Here is a 16,499-nt window from a genome sequence, read left to right as displayed (position 1 = left end):
AAGGAGAATTTACAATGAAACTTTGGTACTCCACTACCAGCCCGTATGTACGTAAAGTGCTGGTAACGTTGAAATATCAACAACTCTTAGACAAAACAGAACTGATTAAAATTGGTTCATCATTTGATGCAAGCTCTGCACATAATCAGGCAAATCCTCTGGGTAGAGTGCCAGCGTTAGAACGTAATTGTGGTAATTGGCTTTATGGCAGTTTGCTCATTTGCGAATATCTTGACCAAAAAGGCAATGTGGAGCCTAAACTCATTCCAGAAAGTGGCAAGCCACGCTGGGCAACGTTAGCGTTGCATAATTTAGCCGATGGCATTATGGAAAATACTGTGCCGATGATGGCTGAAAAAATGCTTCGCCCTGAAAGTGAATGGTGGACAGCTCGCCATCAACAACTAACCGAGCGAAATCGTCAAAGTTTTGTAAGACTTGAGCAAGATTTAAAACCGTTTGGCACTGAATTAAACATTGGTACGCTAACGACAGTCGCAGTCATTGATTGGTTCTTATTCAGAGCGGAAAAAATTGGATTAGATCTTGTAAAAGAATTTCCAAATTTAACCGCTTGGGCGGCTGAAATGAATGAAAAATATGAGGTTTTGTTTAGCACAAAACCACAGGCATAAGACGAAATATGAAAATCCTCAACCCCATTTTGCCCATTATGGATACCATTTTGGGCGATTTAACTAGCCTCCAAACTGAAGGACAAATTGCACATCAAACCATTGAACGCGTGTCATTGCAGTGGTATGAAAGCGAACGGAATATTTTGCGTAAAACTACAAATACGGGGCGTGAAGTGGCGTTTCGTTTGCTCAAAGAGGGGCAACGTTTAAAACACGATGATGTGGTGTTTATCAGTGATGAATTAGTGATTGCGATTGAAATTTTACCGAGTGACGTGATTGTGCTGTCGCCGAAAACCTTGCCTGAAATGGCTCGAGCTTGTTATGAAATTGGTAATAAACATTCGCCGCTGTTTTTAGATGGCGATGAAGTGACATTACCTTACGATAAGCCAATGTTTGAGTGGTTACAAGCGGCAGGATTTGAACCGAAAAAAGCAGAACGCCGTTTAAGCCAAGCGTTGAGGGCGAACTCTGCACAAGGTCACGGGTATTCACATAGTCATTCGCACGATCATCACGGTTATCATCATCACGGAGACGGCAATTGGCATCAACATTAAACCGGTCTTTAACGGATTTAGGTGCGTTGCTTCACTTGGTCGATCCCACCTTACCGATTGGCGGATTTAACCACTCTAATGGCTTGGAAACATTCGTCCAGCAACGTGTGGTAGAAAGCAAAGCGACCCTAGAAGAATATGTACAAACTCAGCTTTTACAAAACTGGATTTACAACGACGGGGCGTATCTTTCTCTTGCGTTTGATGCAATGAACGAGGGTAATTTTGACCGCTTGTGCGAACTGGATTGGCAACTTTCCGCCACTAAAGTGGCACGTGAAAGCCGCGAAGGGAATTTCAAACTCGGCGTACGATTGCTGAAAATTTTTATTCGCTACGAAACACATACGCTGCTTACGACTTACCAACAAGCGATTGTCGAAAAACGAGTACAGGGCTATTTTCCGATAGTGTTTGCAATGGTTGCTCAAGCCATGGGCTTAACCAAAGCCGATACGCTCTATGCGTTCTACTACAATGCAGCAGTTGGTGCGATCACTAACGGCGTGAAGCTAATTCCCCTCAGCCAAATGGATGGGCAAGATATTCTGTTTGACTTGCGAGGATCACTCGTGCAAGCGGTGGAATTAAGCCTTGAACCCGACGAAGAATGGCTTGGTGCGGCAACGCTGGCGAATGATATACGAGCAATGCAACACGAAGTGCTTTATACCAGATTATATATGTCATAACCTGTGATTGCTGTATTTTTATTTTTCAGGGGTAGGGTGGGCGTAAGCCCACGTGTTTATTTAACAATGAAAAGTGCGGTTAATTTTGACCGCATTTTTCCCTTTTTTCTAAAGAGCATTTTAGAAGGAAAATAAAAACTCAGAGTTAAATGCGTGGGCTTATGTCCACCTTACCGCTTGTAGTAAATAATCACAGTTGCTAGGTTAATTAAAGGAAAGAAAAATGCGTAATTACATCAAAATCGGCGTGGCAGGTCCTGTTGGTGCGGGCAAAACGGCGTTAATTGAAAAACTCACTCGTGAAATAGCGTCAAAATATAGTGTGGCAGTCATTACTAACGACATCTACACCCAAGAAGATGCGGAATTTTTAACGAAAAATAGTTTGCTTTCGCCTGAGCGAATTATGGGCGTGGAAACGGGCGGTTGTCCACATACGGCAATTCGTGAAGATGCCTCAATGAATTTGGAGGCAGTGGACGAAATGGTGGCTCGTTTCCCTGATGTGGAAATTGTATTTATTGAATCGGGCGGCGATAACCTCTCGGCGACTTTTAGCCCTGATTTGGCAGACGTGACGATTTTTGTGATCGACGTGGCACAAGGGGAAAAAATCCCTCGTAAAGGCGGGCCTGGTATCACTCGTTCAGATTTGTTAGTCATTAATAAAACTGATCTTGCTCCGTTTGTAGGGGCAGATTTAAGCGTGATGGAACGCGATGCCCGCCGTATGCGTAACGGTCAGCCGTTTATTTTCACTAATTTGATGAAAAAAGAAAATCTTGACGGCGTGATCGGTTGGATCGAAAAATATGCGTTGTTGAAGAATGTGGAAGAACCCGCATCTTTGGTTCGTTAATCGTAGGGGCAAATTACATTTGCCCAATTATTGGTGAAATATCGGGGCTAATGTAATTAGCCCCTACAAAATCTATGAACAGCAAATTATCCCTTTCCACCAAACTTTCCCAAAGTGGCAAAACCCAGCTTGCCGAATACTTTGCGACGCCACCTTTGAAAGTAATGACGTTATCTGCCTATGCGGATAAATGGGAAAATGGACTTAGTGCAATGCAAATGTCTTCTTCGCCAGGTTTATTAGCTGGGGATCGAGTTGATATTCAAATAACGCTCGAAAAATCTACCGCACTTTCTTTAAATACGCAGGCATTTACTCGGGTGCAGGCGATGAATGAGGGCGACAGTGCAGAGCAAATTACTCGTATTGCCCTTGCCGAAAACAGCCGTTTGTTCTATTTGCCGCATCCGTTGGTGTTACATAAAGATTCCGTTTTTAAGCAGCAAACACAGATTGAAATGGGAGAACAAAGCGAGCTGATTTATGGTGAAATCGTGGCGATTGGTCGGGTGTTGAATGATGAACGTTTTGCCTTTCGTCAGTTTTCCTCCCATTTGAAGATTTATGCTTTGCAAAACGATGACAAAAAACGACCGCTTGTCAGCGATTGTATTCAATGGTTGCCATCGAAAATGAACCTCACCGCCTTGAGCCAGATGGAAAATTACTCCCATCAAGGTTCGCTAATTTATTTGCATTTAGGGAAAAGTTCACTTGAAATTAAGCAACAAGTGCAAGCCTTGCAACAGCAGTTTATGGAAGAACAAGGTTTGTTGATAGGCATATCACAACTCAATGGATATGGCTTAATGGTGCGGGTACTCGGGTGCCGTGCAGAGCAAATTCAGAAATTGTTTGAGAAAATTGGTAAGCTCTTGAAATCTACATAAGATTGATGGATAGCTTATTTTTCCCTAAAAAAACTAATCCGAAAAATGAAAATATGTCTTGAGAGCATTTTTTGAAAATGTGATCTTCATCAAGTTTTTTCTTCTTGAAATTTCTATAATGACGATAAATTAACTAACCCAAAAAGGTAATTAAAATGACTCAATTTAGAAAAGAAGTAGATTTACTCGGCGAACGTGATGTGCCTACAGAAGCATATTGGGGAATTCATACATTAAGAGCGGTAGAAAATTTCAATATTTCTAACGTAACCATTTCTGACGTGCCTGAGTTTGTACGTGGTATGGTAATGGTAAAAAAAGCAACGGCTTTAGCCAATGGCGAATTAGGTGCAATTCCAAGTGATATTGCAAAAGCGATTGTAGCAGCTTGTGATGAAATCCTTACCACTGGAAAATGCTTAGATCAATTCCCATCAGATGTATATCAAGGTGGTGCAGGTACGTCTGTCAATATGAATACTAATGAAGTGGTTGCTAATCTTGCCCTTGAAAAAATTGGTCATAAGAAAGGCGAATATAACGTGATTAATCCGATGGATCACGTTAATGCAAGTCAATCAACCAATGATGCGTATCCTACAGGTTTTCGTATTGCGGTATACAATAGCATCTTAAAATTGATTGATAAAATTCAATATTTACAAGATGGTTTTGACAATAAAGCAAAAGAATTTGCGAATATCTTAAAAATGGGACGTACTCAATTGCAAGATGCTGTGCCAATGACGGTTGGTCAAGAATTCAAAGCGTTTGCTGTATTACTTGAAGAAGAAGTGCGTAACTTAAAACGTACTGCAGGTTTATTACTTGAAGTAAACCTTGGTGCGACTGCTATTGGTACTGGTTTAAATACGCCTCAAGGCTATACGGAATTAGTTGTAAAACATCTTGCTGAAGTAACAGGCTTGCCTTGCGTGCCTGCTTCAAATTTAATTGAAGCAACATCTGACTGTGGTGCTTATGTCATGGTTCACGGTGCATTAAAACGTACTGCTGTGAAACTTTCTAAAGTATGTAATGACTTACGTTTACTTTCTTCTGGTCCACGTGCTGGTATTAAAGAAATTAACTTACCTGAATTACAAGCCGGCTCTTCTATCATGCCGGCAAAAGTAAACCCAGTTGTTCCAGAAGTAGTAAATCAAGTATGCTTTAAAGTAATTGGTAACGATACCACTGTGACTTTCGCATCTGAAGCTGGTCAATTACAATTAAACGTAATGGAACCAGTGATTGGTCAAGCAATGTTTGAATCTATCGATATCTTAACCAATGCTTGTGTGAACTTACGCGATAAATGCGTAGATGGCATCACTGTAAACAAAGAAATTTGTGAAAACTACGTGTTTAATTCAATCGGTATCGTGACTTACTTAAATCCATTTATTGGTCACCACAACGGCGACTTAGTGGGTAAAATCTGTGCTCAAACAGGCAAAGGCGTACGTGAAGTTGTGTTAGAAAAAGGTTTATTAACAGAAGAACAATTAGATGACATTCTTTCTGTAGAAAACTTAATGAACCCAACTTACAAAGCGAAATTAAATAAATAATTTACGTAAAAATATCAAAAAAATTTACCGCACTTTAATCTGTGCCTTAAAGCTGAATAAATAAACCAGCTAATTCGGGCGCAGATTTTTTATGGTTAAAATGTTTTAAGTAAAACATAAAAGGACTAAATTCTGCGGATTATAGAACTTAGTCCTTAAATAAATGTATCTGATTTTTAAGTTTAGATTGATGTTTCTTTTTTATGTTTTTCTCTATTCATCTAAAAAACTTCTCAGTGTTTCAGAACGGCTAGGATGACGTAATTTACGTAATGCTTTTGCTTCAATTTGACGAATGCGTTCGCGTGTTACATCGAATTGTTTACCCACTTCTTCAAGCGTATGGTCGGTATTCATATCGATACCAAAACGCATACGTAATACTTTTGCTTCACGTGGTGTCAGACCTTCAAGCACTTCGTGAGTTGCAACTTTTAAACTTTGTGCTGTGGCAGAATCAAGAGGAAGTTCTAAGGTTGAATCTTCAATAAAATCCCCTAAATGCGAATCATCGTCATCGCCAATAGGTGTTTCCATCGAAATTGGCTCTTTTGCAATTTTCAGTACTTTACGGATTTTATCTTCTGGCATTCCCATACGTTCTGCCAATTCTTCTGGTGTTGCTTCACGTCCCATTTCTTGTAATAACTGGCGAGAAATACGATTAAGTTTATTGATCGTTTCAATCATATGCACAGGAATACGGATTGTACGTGCTTGATCCGCAATAGAGCGAGTGATTGCTTGACGAATCCACCAAGTTGCATAGGTAGAGAATTTGTAACCACGTCGATATTCAAATTTATCTACCGCTTTCATTAAACCGATATTCCCTTCTTGAATTAAATCTAAGAATTGTAAACCTCGATTTGTGTATTTTTTTGCGATAGAAATTACTAAACGTAAGTTAGCTTCAACCATTTCTTTTTTAGCTCGGCGTGCTTTTTGTTCGCCTCGTGCGACTGCATCACAAATGTCACGCATTTGCGTAATGGTAAGTTTAGTATTTTCTTCTGTTATCGCTAGATTGTTTAAGGCTTCATAAATACGATCTTCATATTTAATTAAACGTTTAGCCCAAGGTTTGCTAGATTTTAATGCTTTTGTTACCCATTCTCTGTTACTGCCATTAGTGGTAATAATTTTTTCAAAATCATCCTTTGGCATTCCTGCTATATCCACTAATATTTTTTGTAGCTGACGTTCTTCATAACGTACACGTTTCATCATTTCTTTCATTGATAGAACGAGTAAATCAAATTGTTTTGGCACTAAACGGAATTGTTTAAAAATTTCGCCAAGTAGTGTAATTTGATCTTGGGCACGTTTTCCAGAGCGACCGTGTTTTTCAATAACAGCAAGGGTTTGAGAGTGCTGTTCTCTTAATTGCTGAAATTTTTCGCGAGCAACTTCAGGATCAATACTGTTATCAGAGTCGCTTGAATCTGATGTGGATTCTGATTCATTGTCTTCCACATCTGCATTACTCGATCCTTCTTCATCATCTTCATCTTCATCAGAAAAGTCTTCATCAAGTCCGTTGTGTTCTTCTATTTCGGCATTTGGATCAACAAAACCTGTAATTAAATCGGTCAAACGGAAATTACCTTTTTCTACATCATCATAGTTTTTTAGTAATCCATTTAATGCTTCAGGATAGGCTGCGATAGAGGTTTGAACTTCATCAATCCCTTCTTCAATACGTTTTGCAATGCTGATTTCATCTTCACGAGTAAGAAGATCAACTGTTCCCATTTCACGCATATACATACGGACAGGATCCGTTGTTCGACCGATTTCAGATTCTACATTAGAAAGAATTTGAGTTGCTTCTTCCACTGCATCTTCATCAGGGATGGTATCAGTCAACATCATATCATCGCTTTCTGGTGCTTCATCTAACACAGGGATGCCTGCATCATTTTGCAACGTTTGTAGCAACTTGTCGTAATATTCAGGATCAATAGCATCTTCGGGCAATAAGTCATTGATTTCAGCAAAAGTTAAATACCCTTGTGTACGACCTAGCTCCATCAATTGCTCAATTTGTTCTGAATATTGTTCAGCCGTAGATTGTTGATTTTTTTCCATTTTTATACTCGTTTTGCTTGATGTGATTGAGAAGATAAGATTTTTTATGAACTTGAGATTCTACCATTGTTACAGCGGATTCACTAACTGTTTTTTCTGCTGTTCTTTACCAGCTAAAAGATGTACAAGTACCGTTTTTTCTTCATTAGTGAGACCCTCAGTTCGTTCTTTGGCAATAAGCATTTCAATATCGCGCTCAATAGCTTGAATATTTAAGCGACGGTAATTTTGTGAAAATGCGTTGATTATATCGGATCCGTCTAATAAATGATCCCAAGTTGCCAGTATTTCAAGGGGGTTACTGTAAGACGTATTGCGGAAGTATTCCAAAATTTGCCCCGTAGTAATGCCCTCTCGTTGGCGACAAAGTGCGGTCAATTTTTCCAGAATTTCAAACCCTGCTTCCGCACGTAATGCTTGCACGCCACTTTCAGACATACGTTTTACTAATTCAGGATTTTGCAGAAGCAATGAAATGACCATTCGCATTGGTGTCTTCTTGATCTTATTATTAGCGACTTTTTGTTGTGTATTGGCTTGTTCTAATTGTTTTGGAATAAGATTTTCCAGCTGAGTTTGATCAAAAATCCCAAGTTTTTGAGCAAGCATATTGCGTAGCGATAAGCGAAGCATTTCTCCAGGAATTTGGCGAATTAACGGCGCAGCTAGCGCAACTAATTTTCCGCGCCCTTCTTTAGTGGAAAAATCAACCTGAGGACTTAAATGTGCAAACATAAACTCGCTTAAAGATTGCGCACTTTCGATGTATTCTTCAAATTTTTCTTTGCCGTATTGACGAATGTAAGTATCAGGATCTTCTCCTTCTGGCAAGAAAATAAATTTGAGTTGTCTGCCATCTTCTAAATAAGGCAACGCATTTTCTAACGCTCGCCACGCTGCATCACGCCCTGCACGGTCGCCATCGTAACAACAAACAACTTGTTCGGTCGAACGAAAAATAAGTTGAATTTGTTCTGATGTCGTGGACGTACCTAAAGAAGCGACCGCATAATCCACGCCAAATTGTGCTAATGCCACCACATCCATATAACCTTCAACAACCAGTAATTGTTTTGGTTTATCGTTGGCTTGTAAGGCTTCATACAAACCATAAAGCTCGTTACCTTTATGATAAGTAATGGTTTCTGGCGAATTCAGATATTTCGGTTTTTCATCCGTTAATACTCGTCCACCAAAAGCCACTGTACGACCACGTTTATCGCGAATCGGGAACATTATGCGATTGCGGAATTTATCGTAAATATTGCCACGATCATTGCGAGAAAGCATACCTAACTCAATGAGTTTTTGTTGTTCTTCACGATTAACGCCAAATTTACGCAGTACAGTATCCATTGCATTCGGCACAAACCCAATTTGAAAACGCTCAATAATTTCAGCCGAAAGCCCACGTTGTTGTAAATATTCTTGCGCTTGCGTATTTAATGGTAATTGGTTTTGATAAAACGTGGCGATCTCTTGCATTAATTCATAGAGATTTCGTTTGGTTTGATAATTAGCTTGAGGTTTTCCGCTGTGATTAGCGCGTTTTTCGTAAGGTACTTCAAGTCCTGCCATTGCTGCAAGTTCTTCAATAGCCTCTACAAATTCAAGTTTGTCATAATCCATTAAAAAGGAAATCGCATTACCATGTGCGCCACAACCAAAGCAATGATAAAACTGTTTTTTTTGACTAACCGTGAAGGAGGGTGTTTTTTCGTGATGAAAAGGGCAGCAGGCTTGATAATCGCGACCAGCTTTTTTTAGTTTTACGCGAGCATTAATCACATCGACAATATCGGATTTTGTTAGTAAATCATCAATAAAGGGGCGTGGAATAGAACCTTTCATTGTCGAGCCTCCGTGATCGTGGTGTGAAAGTGCGGTCGTTTTTGGCGTAGATTTTTGTTGTACTTAAAGTAACAAAACCGTGAGTCCAAAGGATTCACGGTTTGTCTTAACTCGAGTCAGAAAATACTATAAATTAGTATAAACGGGTATTGCGCGCGTTTTCGCGAGCGTTGCGTTTTGCGTGACGTTTTGCAAGTGTTGCATTTTCACGTTTACGAATTGTAGTTGGTTTTTCGTAAAATTCGCGAGCGCGTACTTCAGCTAAGATTCCCGCTTTTTCGCAAGAGCGTTTGAAACGACGTAAAGCTACGTCAAATGATTCGTTTTCACGTACTTTAATTACAGGCATAAGCCAATCACCTCAATGAGTTTAATTTAATTGCAATTTAAAATTTTATTTTTGCCAAAGCACCTGTGTGCAAATGACAAATTTAATAAAGGACGCAATTCTAATCTACTTTTAGGGAAAAAGTAAAGGAAAGAATGCCAATTAACCTTAATATTTGTGGTTTCAACTGGTTAAAACCGCTTAAACAGGGTAAAATCGCGCAACATTTTAGGTAATAAATGAAGAAAATCAATGAAAATATTAGGCATTGAAACCTCCTGCGATGAAACGGGCGTGGCAATTTATGATGAAGAAAAAGGGTTAATTGCTAATCAACTTTATACTCAAATTGCCCTGCATGCAGATTATGGTGGTGTGGTTCCTGAATTAGCATCGCGCGATCATATTCGTAAAACAGCTCCTCTTATTAAAGCAGCGTTAGAAGAAGCTAAGATAACGGAGAGCGATATTGATGGTATTGCTTATACGAGTGGCCCAGGGCTTGTCGGCGCATTGCTTGTAGGCGCAACTATCGCACGTTCTTTAGCTTATGCGTGGAATGTCCCTGCGATTGGTGTTCATCATATGGAAGGGCATTTACTTGCGCCAATGCTTGATAAAAATTCGCCGCACTTTCCTTTTGTTGCTTTATTGGTATCGGGTGGTCATACTCAATTGGTACGTGTAGATGGCGTAGGAAAATATGAAGTGATTGGCGAATCCATTGATGATGCTGCAGGCGAAGCCTTTGATAAAACAGCAAAATTACTTGGACTAGATTATCCAGGTGGCGCAGCACTTTCTCGTTTAGCAGAAAAAGGTGCGCCAAATCGTTTCACATTTCCACGTCCAATGACAGATCGAGCAGGTCTTGATTTTAGTTTTTCTGGTTTAAAAACCTTTGCTGCGAATACGATTAATCAAGCGATTAAAAACGAGGGCAAACTGACAGAACAAATAAAAGCAGATATTGCTTATGCTTTCCAAGATGCAGTGGTGGATACCCTTGCCATTAAATGTAAACGTGCATTGAAAGAAACCGGCTATAAACGTTTAGTGATTGCGGGGGGAGTGAGTGCAAATAAAAAACTTCGTGAAACGCTTGCGCACTTAATGCAGAATTTAGGTGGTGAAGTGTTTTATCCTCAACCTCAATTTTGTACAGATAATGGCGCGATGATTGCTTACACAGGTTTTTTACGTTTAAAACAAGGTCAGCATAGCGATCTGGCTATTGATGTTAAGCCTCGTTGGGCAATGACGGAATTAGAAGCGATTTAATGTTTATGTTTTATCGTGGGTAGGTATACCCACAGCTAATTATAGTAATAAACTTATCTTTTGGAGAACAATCACTTTATCCCAAAGGGATAATACTGAAATGAACCTAGGGTATACCTACCCTAGGTATGAAGGAAAAAAATGGCAAAACTCTACTTTTATTACTCCACAATGAACGCTGGAAAATCAACGACGTTGCTACAATCTTCCTATAATTATCGTGAGCGTGATATGAATACATTAGTTTATACGGCTGCGATTGATGATCGTTTTGGCGTGGGGAAAGTCACATCGCGTATTGGTATTTCGCAAGATGCCTTTTTATTTCGCTCGGAAACCAATTTGTTTGATGAAATCAATGAACACATAAAAAAAGAAAAAGTACATTGCGTGCTGGTGGATGAAGCGCAATTTCTTAGCAAACAACAAGTTTACCAGTTGAGTGATGTTGTTGATAAATTCAAAATCCCTGTGCTTTGTTATGGCTTGCGAACAGATTTCCAAGCGGAACTTTTTGAAGGAAGTAAATATTTACTGGCTTGGGCGGATCAACTCGAAGAATTAAAAACAATTTGTTATTGTGGCCGCAAGGCTAACTTTGTTTTGCGTTTAAATGATCAGGGCGAAGTCATTAAAGAAGGCGCGCAAATTCAAATTGGGGGCAATGATTCTTACCTTTCTGTTTGCCGTTTACACTATAAAGAAAAGTGCGGACAGATTTAAATTAGTTTTTAAACACAACATTATAAGGACAATTTTATGCTAAAAAACAAAACTTTTGGGAGTGCGCTGATTATTGCAGGCACAACCATTGGTGCAGGTATGCTTGCTATGCCGCTTACATCAGCGGGTATGGGCTTTGGTTATACCGTGTTATTGCTCGTTGGCTTGTGGGCTTTGTTGGTTTACAGTGGATTGTTGTTTGTAGAAGTGTATCAAACAGCGGATCAGTTGGATGATGGTGTCGCCACGCTCGCTGAAAAATATTTTGGGGTTTCAGGACGGATTTTAGCAACGTTGAGTTTGTTAGTTTTACTTTATGCACTTTCAGCCGCTTATATTACGGGTGGTGGATCTTTACTTTCAGGCTTGCCAACGGCTTTTGGTATGGAAGCTATGTCGCTTAAAACTGCGATTGTTATCTTTACTGTGGTATTAGGTTCTTTTGTGGTTGTAGGAACGAAAGGCGTGGATGGCTTAACTCGCGTGTTATTTATTAGTAAGTTAATCGCTTTTGCTTTTGTGCTGTTTATGATGCTTCCAAAAGTAGCAACAGATAATTTAATGGCATTGCCTTTGGATTATGCTTTTGTAGTTTCTGCGGCACCAATATTTTTTACTTCTTTCGGTTTCCACGTCATTATGGCGAGTGTAAATAGCTACTTAGGTGGAAGTGTTGATAAATTTCGTCGTGCCATTTTGATTGGTACTGCGATTCCATTAGCTGCTTACCTTGTATGGCAGTTAGCAACCCACGGTGTATTAAGTCAAAGCGAGTTTGTGCGTATTTTACAAGCTGATCCAACGTTAAATGGTTTGATAAATGCAACACGTGAAATCACAGGTTCGCATTTTATGGGAGAGGTTGTGCGTGCGTTTTCATCACTTGCACTGATCACTTCTTTCTTAGGCGTAATGCTTGGTGTATTTGAGGGATTGGGGGATTTATTCAAGCGTTATCATTTGCCAAATAATCGCTTTGTATTAACCATTGCCGCATTTTTACCGCCACTTGTGTTTGCATTGTTTTATCCTGAAGGATTTATTACAGCATTAAGTTACGCAGGTTTATTGTGTGCGTTCTATTGCTTAATTTTACCAATTGGTTTGGCGTGGCGTACACGTATTGAAAATCCAACATTGCCATATCGTGTTGCTGGCGGCAATTTTGCTTTGGTGTTTGCGTTATTGATTGGCGTGGTGATTATGGTCATTCCATTTTTAATTCAATGGGGATATTTACCAGCCGTAGCGGGGTAATGTGAAGAAAAGTAACTCAATGTAGTTCTTTTTATAGATAAAAGTGCGGTGAAAAATTTCAGTTTTTTTGATAATAAAAATAAGCTCAAAATTAACCGCACTCTTTTCGAAGATGATAAGTCATATTTCAGTTGCTTTAAAAATTACAATTTATCTGAATGATGAATCATCACAAAGCGTTCCCAAAGCTGTTCTTCGGTTTCTTGATGTTCAGGATCGGGCTTAATGCAGTTAGTGATTGGGCAAACTTTTTGGCAGGTTGGCGTGTCGTAATGACCGACACATTCCGTGCAAAGTACAGGATCGATTACATAAATCTCATCGCCAATGGAAATGGCTTCGTTCGGGCATTCTGGTAAGCACATATCGCAGTTGGTACATTTGCTAGTGATGAGTAATGCCATTGTGATCCTTAATAGAAAATTGAAAGCGGCGAATTATAGCTGACAAAAACTTGATTGACAAAAACTAAACAAAATTTATGAAAAAACTTACTTCCATTCTTTCTCTTATTATCCTTGTTGTATTAGCAATTTGGCAATATTTTACTGATCCAACCAAAGCTAAACATCAATCGTCTTCTCCCGTAATCGAACAGGCTAAGCAAACAAAAGCACCTGAACCTAAATTAGAGCCTCAATTTGAGACAAAGCGGACAGATATTGAAAAAAGTGCGGTGAAAAAGCCAGATGTTTTTGCAAACTATGATGTGATTATGCACAATGATCGTATCGGGCAAAATGCGCAGGCACCAGTTGATTATTATATGTTGGCATTATCTTGGTCGCCCGGATTTTGTGATATTCAGCGTGAAAAATATGGCGATCAGTTGCCTGCATCTTCCCAATATCAATGTGGAAATAACCGCACTTTTGGTTGGGTTGTACATGGATTATGGCCCCAAAATGCAAATGCTCGCGTTGTTTCAGATCATCCTCGTTTTTGCAAAGGCGATTTACCTGCTTTGCCAAAAGGTTTATTAGCACAATATTTGGCAATTTCTCCGAGCGAGCAATTATTGCAAGGCGAATGGGAAAAACACGGTAGTTGCGCCTTTGATTCTGCCCAGCAATATTTTGCTAAGGAGCAGGAATTATTTAACGCATTAAAATTACCGAATCAAAAATTAAGTCAAAATGAACTTTTTCGTTGGATGAAGCAACATAATCCACAATTAAAAAATGCGTATTTGAGGGCAAGTCGAAATGAATTATTTATTTGTTATGATAAAAAATGGCAGGTAATGAATTGCCAAAGCAAATAAGAATTTCTTTGATCTAAATCGTTACAACCTAGCACGAAGTAGGTATAATACGAAAAGTTTTCAATTTTAATTTTAACTTAACAAGAGGATAGATTATGTCAGTAATCAAAATGACCGATTTAGATTTAGCGGGTAAACGTGTATTTATCCGTGCAGATCTTAATGTGCCAGTAAAAGATGGCAAAGTGACCTCAGATGCGCGTATTCGTGCGACCATTCCTACTTTAAAATTAGCCTTAGAAAAAGGCGCAAAAGTGATGGTAACTTCTCACTTAGGTCGTCCAACTGAAGGAGAATTCAAACCAGAAGATTCTTTACAGCCAGTTGTTGATTACTTAAAAAACGCAGGCTTCAATGTGCGTTTAGAACAAGATTATTTAAACGGCGTAGAGGTTAAAGAAGGCGAAATCGTTGTTTTAGAAAACGTACGCGTAAACAAAGGCGAAAAGAAAAACGATCCTGAATTAGGTAAAAAATATGCTGCACTTTGCGATGTATTTGTAATGGATGCCTTTGGTACGGCTCACCGTGCGCAGGCATCAACTTACGGCGTTGCAGAATTTGCACCAATCGCTTGTGCAGGCCCATTATTAGCTGCTGAATTAGATGCATTAGGTAAAGCATTAAAAGAACCTGCTCGTCCAATGGTGGCTATTGTTGGTGGTTCTAAAGTTTCAACTAAATTAGAAGTATTAAATTCTCTTTCAAAAATCGCTGACCAAATTATTGTGGGCGGTGGCATTGCGAATACTTTCATCGCGGCAGCGGGTCACAATGTAGGCAAATCTTTGTATGAAGCTGATTTAATCCCAGTTGCGAAAGAATTAGCAGAAAGCACTGATATTCCTGTGCCAGTTGATGTTCGTGTAGGTTTAGAGTTCTCTGAAACGGCAGCAGCAACAGAAAAAGCGGTAAATGAAGTGAAAGATGATGAATCTATTTTTGATATTGGCGATAAATCAGCAGAACAATTGGCTGAAATTATCAAAAATGCAAAAACTGTTTTATGGAATGGCCCAGTTGGCGTGTTTGAGTTCCCTAACTTCCGTAAAGGGACTGAAATTATTTCTCACGCCATTGCAAACAGCGATGCATTCTCTATCGCTGGTGGCGGAGATACCTTAGCAGCTATTGATTTATTCGGTATTGCTGACAAGATCTCTTACATTTCAACAGGTGGTGGTGCGTTCTTAGAATTTGTAGAAGGCAAAGTATTACCTGCAGTAGAAATTCTTGAAAAACGTGCGAAAAACTAACCGCACTTTTCCTCTATAACATATTGATGGTGGCATCAAAAATGCCATCATCAATATAAATTCTTCAAATTGCGGGCTTGTCTCGCTAAACATAAAAAAGGAAACACAAGTATGGCTAAATTATTAGATATCGTGAAACCTGGTGTTGTAACAGGCGAAGATGTGCAAAAAGTTTTTGCTTATGCAAAAGAGCATAACTTTGCTATTCCTGCGGTAAACTGTGTGGGTTCTGACTCTGTTAATGCTGTGTTAGAAACTGCTGCTCGCGTAAAAGCGCCAGTGATTATTCAATTCTCAAATGGTGGCGCAGCTTTCTATGCAGGTAAAGGTATCAAACCAACGAGTGGTACTCGTCCTGATGTACTTGGTGCAATCGCTGGTGCGAAACAAGTTCATACTTTAGCGAAAGAATACGGTGTGCCTGTTATTCTTCACACTGACCACGCAGCGAAAAAATTATTACCTTGGATCGACGGTTTATTAGATGCAGGCGAAAAACATTTTGCTGAAACGGGTCGCCCACTTTTCTCTTCACATATGATTGATTTATCAGAAGAACCAATGGAAGAAAATATGGCGATTTGCCGTGAATATCTTGCTCGTATGGATAAAATGGGTATGACCCTTGAAATCGAAATTGGCATTACTGGTGGCGAAGAAGACGGCGTAGATAATTCTGATGTTGATGAATCACGTTTATATACACAACCCTCTGACGTACTTTATGTTTATGACCAATTACACCCAGTAAGCCCTAACTTTACCGTTGCTGCAGCATTCGGTAACGTACACGGTGTTTACAAACCAGGTAACGTGAAATTAAAACCATCTATTTTAGGTGCATCACAAGAGTTCGTTGCGAAAGAACGTAATCTTCCTGCGAAACCAATTAACTTCGTCTTCCACGGTGGTTCTGGTTCTAGCCGCGAAGAAATCCGCGAAGCAATTGGCTACGGTGCAATCAAAATGAACATTGATACTGATACTCAATGGGCATCTTGGAATGGTATTTTGAACTTCTACAAAGCAAATGAAGCTTATCTTCAAGGTCAATTAGGTAACCCTGAAGGTCCAGATGCACCAAACAAAAAATATTACGACCCACGTGTTTGGTTACGTAAAATGGAAGAATCTATGTCTAAACGTTTAGAGCAATCTTTCGAAGACTTAAATTGTGTTGATGTTTTATAATCCACAAAAATAACATAAAATACGACCGCACTTTGAGTGCG

At 39.4% G+C, this 16,499-nt stretch carries 16 protein-coding genes; 12 read left to right on the top strand and 4 right to left on the bottom strand.

Annotated elements, in window-relative coordinates; translation table 11 throughout:
* Nucleotides 1-14 precede the first annotated feature (14 nt).
* From ACPT8Q_RS01505 to aspA, 6 genes are all read left to right on the top strand, one after another.
* A complete protein-coding gene (locus tag ACPT8Q_RS01505) occupies nt 15-635 on the top strand; it encodes a glutathione S-transferase (protein WP_050948945.1) in 621 nt (206 codons plus the stop codon).
* Between the two features lie 8 nt (nt 636-643).
* On the top strand, nt 644-1,201 hold the full coding sequence (gene ureE / locus ACPT8Q_RS01500) for an urease accessory protein UreE (RefSeq protein WP_050948944.1): 558 nt from the start codon (nt 644-646) through the stop codon (nt 1,199-1,201).
* Nucleotides 1,186-1,893 (top strand): urease accessory protein UreF, encoded by a 708-nt coding sequence (locus ACPT8Q_RS01495; RefSeq protein ID WP_050948943.1) that lies wholly within the window; start codon nt 1,186-1,188, stop codon nt 1,891-1,893. Before ureE ends, ACPT8Q_RS01495 begins: the two co-directional genes overlap by 16 nt.
* A gap of 223 nt (nt 1,894-2,116) precedes the next feature.
* Nucleotides 2,117-2,752: an urease accessory protein UreG gene (gene ureG, locus ACPT8Q_RS01490; RefSeq protein ID WP_005657985.1), complete on the top strand. Its 636-nt coding sequence runs from the start codon at nt 2,117-2,119 to the stop codon at nt 2,750-2,752.
* A gap of 74 nt (nt 2,753-2,826) precedes the next feature.
* On the top strand, nt 2,827-3,642 hold the full coding sequence (locus ACPT8Q_RS01485) for an urease accessory protein UreD (protein WP_050948942.1): 816 nt from the start codon (nt 2,827-2,829) through the stop codon (nt 3,640-3,642).
* A 155-nt stretch (nt 3,643-3,797) separates the two neighbouring features.
* Nucleotides 3,798-5,216: an aspartate ammonia-lyase gene (aspA, locus tag ACPT8Q_RS01480; RefSeq protein WP_425622291.1), complete on the top strand. Its 1,419-nt coding sequence runs from the start codon at nt 3,798-3,800 to the stop codon at nt 5,214-5,216.
* A gap of 213 nt (nt 5,217-5,429) precedes the next feature.
* Here aspA and rpoD read toward each other — a convergent pair whose 3' ends face one another.
* From rpoD to rpsU, 3 genes are all read right to left on the bottom strand, one after another.
* A complete protein-coding gene (gene rpoD, locus ACPT8Q_RS01475; RefSeq protein ID WP_061832731.1) occupies nt 5,430-7,307 on the bottom strand; it encodes an RNA polymerase sigma factor RpoD in 1,878 nt (625 codons plus the stop codon).
* A 69-nt stretch (nt 7,308-7,376) separates the two neighbouring features.
* A complete protein-coding gene (dnaG, locus tag ACPT8Q_RS01470) occupies nt 7,377-9,158 on the bottom strand; it encodes a DNA primase (RefSeq protein WP_050948939.1) in 1,782 nt (593 codons plus the stop codon).
* 133 nt (nt 9,159-9,291) lie between these two features.
* Nucleotides 9,292-9,507 carry a 30S ribosomal protein S21 gene (gene rpsU, locus ACPT8Q_RS01465; protein ID WP_005627632.1) on the bottom strand — a complete coding sequence of 72 codons (216 nt, stop codon included), beginning with the start codon at nt 9,505-9,507 and terminating at the stop codon, nt 9,292-9,294.
* A gap of 231 nt (nt 9,508-9,738) precedes the next feature.
* On the opposite strand from rpsU, the gene tsaD reads away from it, so the two are divergent.
* The 3 genes from tsaD (at nt 9,739) to ACPT8Q_RS01450 (ending at nt 12,747) form a co-directional block, all read left to right on the top strand.
* Nucleotides 9,739-10,767, top strand: coding sequence for a tRNA (adenosine(37)-N6)-threonylcarbamoyltransferase complex transferase subunit TsaD (gene tsaD, locus ACPT8Q_RS01460; protein ID WP_050948938.1), 1,029 nt, complete (start codon nt 9,739-9,741; stop codon nt 10,765-10,767).
* A gap of 141 nt (nt 10,768-10,908) precedes the next feature.
* The gene (locus ACPT8Q_RS01455) at nt 10,909-11,490 is read left to right on the top strand and encodes a thymidine kinase (protein WP_041175263.1); all 582 of its coding nucleotides are present in this window, start codon (nt 10,909-10,911) and stop codon (nt 11,488-11,490) included.
* A 36-nt stretch (nt 11,491-11,526) separates the two neighbouring features.
* Complete coding sequence (locus tag ACPT8Q_RS01450) at nt 11,527-12,747, top strand: aromatic amino acid transport family protein (protein ID WP_050948937.1); 1,221 nt, start codon at nt 11,527-11,529, stop codon at nt 12,745-12,747.
* Between the two features lie 143 nt (nt 12,748-12,890).
* Here ACPT8Q_RS01450 and ACPT8Q_RS01445 read toward each other — a convergent pair whose 3' ends face one another.
* On the bottom strand, nt 12,891-13,151 hold the full coding sequence (locus tag ACPT8Q_RS01445; RefSeq protein WP_005627640.1) for a YfhL family 4Fe-4S dicluster ferredoxin: 261 nt from the start codon (nt 13,149-13,151) through the stop codon (nt 12,891-12,893).
* 77 nt (nt 13,152-13,228) lie between these two features.
* Here ACPT8Q_RS01445 and ACPT8Q_RS01440 point away from each other — a divergent pair, with 77 nt between their 5' ends.
* From ACPT8Q_RS01440 to fbaA, 3 genes are all read left to right on the top strand, one after another.
* Nucleotides 13,229-14,011: a ribonuclease T2 family protein gene (locus ACPT8Q_RS01440; protein WP_042593298.1), complete on the top strand. Its 783-nt coding sequence runs from the start codon at nt 13,229-13,231 to the stop codon at nt 14,009-14,011.
* A gap of 95 nt (nt 14,012-14,106) precedes the next feature.
* The gene (gene pgk, locus ACPT8Q_RS01435; protein WP_021034605.1) at nt 14,107-15,267 is read left to right on the top strand and encodes a phosphoglycerate kinase; all 1,161 of its coding nucleotides are present in this window, start codon (nt 14,107-14,109) and stop codon (nt 15,265-15,267) included.
* A 111-nt stretch (nt 15,268-15,378) separates the two neighbouring features.
* A complete protein-coding gene (fbaA, locus tag ACPT8Q_RS01430) occupies nt 15,379-16,458 on the top strand; it encodes a class II fructose-bisphosphate aldolase (protein WP_038439435.1) in 1,080 nt (359 codons plus the stop codon).
* Nucleotides 16,459-16,499 lie beyond the last annotated feature (41 nt).

It is taken from the genome of Haemophilus sp. HN_Hi10 (assembly GCF_049821985.1).
In the GTDB taxonomy this organism is placed as follows: domain Bacteria; phylum Pseudomonadota; class Gammaproteobacteria; order Enterobacterales; family Pasteurellaceae; genus Haemophilus; species Haemophilus influenzae_D.
Note: the sequence above shows the minus strand (reverse complement) of the source record. Positions and strands in the feature narration are given on the sequence as shown.